Below are 4645 nucleotides of genomic sequence, written 5' to 3' on the forward strand. Positions count from 1 at the left end.
TCCGCGAGGAGCTGACCTTCGACTGGCAGAAGGCTGCCTGAAAGAATTGAGCGTCAGCCGGCGGCCTTGCTGGCCATTTCGAGCAGCGCAAGCACGCTGCGCCAGTTGCGCGCCGTGCCCGGCACCTTGAGCGTTCGCCCAATAAGATTGGCAAACACCGATTTGCCAAGCCCTTCCGGCGCATGCAGGTAAAGCACGTCGCCTTTGATCTCGAAGCGCTCTGGGCCGGCACACTTTTCCGCCAGCCGCTTCGCCTCTTCCGCGGTCGGCTCTCGCTCCAGCGCATAGGCATGCAGCTTGGTAGGCTCGCCCGCAACCTCCGGATAGGGATTGTCCTTCACCAGGCGCTCGAACCAGCCGGCATTGCGCACCATGATGCGGGAATTGAACCCCCATTTCTTCTCGAAGGCCGCTTCGAGTGCTTTGGTCAGCGCCGCAGCGTCGCTGTTGTTGGCACGAAACACGACGTTGCCGCTTTGCACGTAGGTCGATACGTCTGTGAAGCCGAGGTCTTCGAAGAACGACCTCAGCTCCGCCATCTTGACGATGCGGTTGCCACCGACATTGATGCCGGAACACAGGGCTACGAACACCGTTCCTTTGTCGCCCGTTTTTGGCCCGCTCATATGATGAACCCCGCGAGCGTCTCGTTGTCGGTGATGTCCTGATACTGCACGCCCTCGGCGTCGAAATTGGCCTTCAGCAGATCGAAATTGCGCCGGTCCTTGGTCTCGATGCCGATCAGCACAGAGCCGAAATTGCGCGCCGACTTCTTGAGATACTCGAAGCGCGTGATGTCGTCGTCCGGGCCGAGCATTTCGAGGAAATCGCGCAATGCGCCCGGCCGCTGCGGGAAGCGGATGATGAAATACTTCTTCAGCCCTTCGAAACGCAGCGCTCGTTCCTTGACGTCCGGCAGGCGCTCGAAATCGAAATTGCCCCCCGAGACGATCGCGACGATGGTCTTGCCCCTCATCTCCTTGCGGGAAAAATCCTTGAGCGCATCGATCGCCAATGCGCCGGCTGGCTCCAGCACCACGCCCTCGACATTGAGCATCTCGATCATCGTCGCGCAAAGCCGGTTTTCCGGGACAAGGCGCACCGCGTCGGCGGTGAACTCCTTGAGATGACGCAGCGGCTCGCGGCCGATTTCAGCCACCGCCGCGCCATCGACGAAGTTGTCGACCTTGGCGAGCCTGACCCGCTTGCCGCCGGCGAGACTCTCGCTAAGGCTAGGCGCGCCCGCCGGCTCGCAGAATACGAAGCGCAATTCACGGTGCCGGTCGGCGAAATAGTGGGTGACGCCGGCAGCCAGGCCGCCTCCGCCCACCGGCAGCATGACGATGTCGGGCATGCGCCCGCCCGGCATCTGGGTTGCGATCTCGTAGGCGACGGTCGCCTGCCCCTCGATGATGTCCTTGTGGTCGAAGGGCGGCACCATATGCGCGCCGGCGGCTTCGGTGAACTCGAAGGCGGCGCGATAGCAATCGTCGAAGAAGTCGCCGACCAGCCTGATCTCGACGAAATCGCCGCCGAAAAGCCGCGTCTTGTCGATCTTCTGCTGCGGCGTCGTCACGGGCATGAACACCACGCCCTTTTTGCCGAAATGGCGGCAGACGAAGGCAAAGCCCTGCGCGTGGTTGCCCGCCGAGGCGCAGACGAACAGCTCGGCATTGTTGCCGGCAGCGAGCGCCTTGCGGAAGAAGTTGAAGGCGCCCCTGATCTTGTAGGAGCGGACCGGCGTCAGGTCCTCGCGCTTCAGGAGGATGCGGGCGCCGGTCTTTCTCGACAGATAGTCGTTCTCCTGCAGCGGCGTTTCCGGAAAGATCCCGCGGATCGCCTCCGCGGCGCCTGCGACGCGGGAAGAAAAACTGTTCATGAGGCAACCGGCTCCGAGACCATGTGGTTCGCGGCCCAAGCCTATTGCATAGTTTGGTTTTCGCGGCCACCGATGCAGCCGCTCGCCGCCCTCCTGCCACCACTTTGGTTTTCGCGCAACAGTGCCAAGGCGGTTGGCACCTGCCGATCAAATTTCCGCTGGACACGACTTACTTCCGCCGTACTTCCCCTGTCCGGGAGATTTCTCGGAGGCGGATGGCCAATTGCGGCCCGAATGGAAGTTTCGACGTGCATTTGAAGACGATTTGCATCATTGCCCTGGCGTTGCTGGTTGCAGGCTGCGCGGGACGACCGTCACAAGAAATCCTGGGCAGCGTCGTGGTGCCGACGACGGCGACCGAGATCGCCGGCAACCATTCGATCTTCATCGCCACCACCCGCAAGCGCTCAGACGACCCGAACAAGGTTTTCGACGGCGAGCGCTCGGCGACGCTCAATTACGCCCGCGTCAACGTCACCGTCCCGCCGGTTCATGAGACCGGTCAGATCGAGCGGCGCTCGCGCGGGACGTCGAACGATCCGACCAAATATTTCATGGCTTCCGAGGTCGTCGGCTACGACACGCAGCCGAAATTCTCCAGCGCGCTCAATGCCGACATTGACGCCCGCGGCGGCCGCGTCATGGTCTTCGTCCACGGCTACAACACCGGCTTCGACGATGCCGTCTACCGTCTGACCCAGATCGTTCACGATTCCGGCTATCCCGGCACGCCGGTGCTTTTTTCATGGGCTTCGGGCGCCAAGACCACCGACTATGTCTATGACAAGGAAAGTGCCGCCGCCGCCCGCGACCAGTTGGAAGTGACGCTGAGAATGCTGGCGCAGACCGGTGCGCGCCGCATCGACATCGTCGCCCATTCGATGGGGACGTGGGTGACGATGGAAACACTGCGACAGCTCGCCATCACCGGTGACCGCGACCTCGGCGGCAAGCTCGGCGATGTTCTCCTGGCCTCGCCCGACATCGACGTCGATGTCTTCAAGAGCCAGATGCGCCGCTACGGCAAGCCCGACAAGCCGTTCATCCTGCTCCTGTCGGACGACGACCGCGCTCTCCGGCTCTCCGGCCTGATTGCCGGTGCACGGCCGCGCGTCGGCGACTACAGGGACGCGGCCGACCTCGCCTCCTACGGCGTCACGGTGGTCGACCTCTCCAAGGTGAAGGGCAACGACAGCTTCAACCACACCAAATTCGCCGACAACCCGATGCTGGTGAAGATGATCGGCCAGCGGCTGCGCCAGGACGACGGCTTTGCCAGCGACCGCGACGTCACCGACCGGATCAGCCAGCTCGCCACTCAATAACCGTGTTCACGCGGTTGCCGCCCTGCACGGACTTTGAACTGGACCAGACCGCTCGCTGGCTTTATCGAAGGAGCCCGAGAGGTTTGCCGCCCTTGGGGGATCCCGGGTGATCGTGCGTTGGAAGATCGTCCTTGGCCTTGCCTTCACGCTCGCCCTGACGGGCTGCGCCGGGCAGAACGCGCATGACCTGCTCAATCGGAAGCCCGTTACCGCGCCTGCATCCGAAATTGCGGCCAAGCATGAGATCTTCGTCGCCACGACCCGGCAGCAGGCGACCAAGGACCCGCGGCAGGTTTTCGACGGCGACCGTTCGCTGACCACCAGCTACGCGCGTGTCGACGTCACGGTTCCAAGGATCCACCAGCTTGGGGCGATCGAGCGCGCCAAGGGTTCGGCCGACAGCATTCCGGCTAGGCAGTTCACCGCCACCGATGTCGTCCGCTATGGGGACGCTTCGCAATTCGCGAAGGCGGTCGGCACAGATATTGCCATACGCGGCGACCGCGCCCTGGTCTTCGTGCACGGCTTCAACAACGGCTTCGACGATGGCGTTTACCGCCTGACGCAGATCGCGCACGACACGAATTATCCGGGCACACCGGTGCTGTTCTCGTGGGCGTCGAGCGGCAAGACGACCGGCTACATTTATGACAAGGACAGCTCCACCGCCGCGCGCGACGACCTGGAAGCGACACTGAGGATGCTTGCCAAGTCCCGCGCCAAAAGCATTGACATCATTGCCCATTCGATGGGGACTTGGCTGACGATGGAAGCTTTGCGCCAGCTCGCCATCACCGGCGACCGCGATCTCAACGGCAAGCTCGGCTACGTCATCCTCGCCTCGCCTGACATCGACGTCGATGTTTTCAAGAAGCAGATGATCCGCTACGGCAAGCCCGACAAGCCTTTCGCCATCCTTCTCTCGGGCGACGACCGGGCGCTCAAGCTGTCCAGCTTCATCTCCGGCGAAAAGCCGCGCGTCGGCGATTACGACAACGCGGCAGATCTCGCCAACTACGGCGTGACGGTGGTCGATCTGACCCAAACCAAGGGCGGAGACCGGTTAAACCATGCCAAATTCGCCGACAATCCGATCCTGGTGCAGTTGCTCGGCAATCGACTGCGCACGCCTGCCGGTCTTGCCTCCGACGAGCCGGATCCAACGCAGCTCAACAATATCGGCCAGGGTCTCGGCAAGGCGGTCGGCTCGGTCGCCGAGGTGGTCATCACCACGCCGTTCAGGGTGCTGACGATCGCCACCGGCGGCTGAGCACCGGTTAGGCGTGTCGAGGTGCGGGTCAGGCCGGCCTCACCCCAACATCGGCGATGCTAGACGAACAGATCGACCTTCTGGAACGACGTCACGTCGACAAGGCCGACATCGGAAATCCTGAGTTCCGGGATGACGACCAGCGCCAGCAGCGAATGCTGCATGTAGGCG

At 62.8% G+C, this 4645-nt stretch carries 5 protein-coding genes; 2 read left to right on the forward strand and 3 right to left on the reverse strand.

The annotated features are described in order from the left end of the window. Nucleotides 1-53: 53 nt before the first annotated feature. Complete coding sequence (locus EOA32_RS33365; RefSeq protein ID WP_128373995.1) at nucleotides 54-626, reverse strand: DUF1697 domain-containing protein; 573 nt, start codon at nucleotides 624-626, stop codon at nucleotides 54-56. Continuing rightward, on the reverse strand, nucleotides 623-1879 hold the full coding sequence (gene ilvA / locus EOA32_RS33370; protein WP_128373996.1) for a threonine ammonia-lyase IlvA: 1257 nt from the start codon (nucleotides 1877-1879) through the stop codon (nucleotides 623-625). The genes EOA32_RS33365 and ilvA overlap by 4 nt, the downstream gene beginning before the upstream one ends. Nucleotides 1880-2094: 215 nt before the next feature. Between ilvA and EOA32_RS33375 the strand changes: the two genes are divergently transcribed. Both EOA32_RS33375 and EOA32_RS33380 read left to right on the forward strand, forming a co-directional pair. Beyond that, entirely contained in the window at nucleotides 2095-3204 is a 1110-nt protein-coding gene (locus EOA32_RS33375; protein WP_189407580.1) for an alpha/beta hydrolase, read from the forward strand. A gap of 106 nt (nucleotides 3205-3310) precedes the next feature. Continuing rightward, entirely contained in the window at nucleotides 3311-4474 is a 1164-nt protein-coding gene (locus EOA32_RS33380; protein ID WP_128373997.1) for an alpha/beta hydrolase, read from the forward strand. Nucleotides 4475-4533: 59 nt separating this feature from the next. On the opposite strand, the gene EOA32_RS40685 is transcribed toward EOA32_RS33380, so the two are convergent. Continuing rightward, nucleotides 4534-4645 (reverse strand): adenine deaminase C-terminal domain-containing protein (locus tag EOA32_RS40685; protein WP_145971440.1); only part of this gene is annotated, 112 nt, incomplete at its 5' end.

Source organism: Mesorhizobium sp. M1A.F.Ca.ET.072.01.1.1, assembly GCF_004023325.1.
GTDB lineage: Bacteria > Pseudomonadota > Alphaproteobacteria > Rhizobiales > Rhizobiaceae > Mesorhizobium.

Coding starts and splice junctions, on each gene's coding strand:
- EOA32_RS33365 (WP_128373995.1), bottom strand. CDS start 626: ATGAGCGGGCCAAAAACGGGCGACAAAGGAACGGTGTTCGTAGCCCTG.
- ilvA (WP_128373996.1), bottom strand. CDS start 1,879: ATGAACAGTTTTTCTTCCCGCGTCGCAGGCGCCGCGGAGGCGATCCGC.
- EOA32_RS33375 (WP_189407580.1), top strand. CDS start 2,095: ATGGCCAATTGCGGCCCGAATGGAAGTTTCGACGTGCATTTGAAGACG.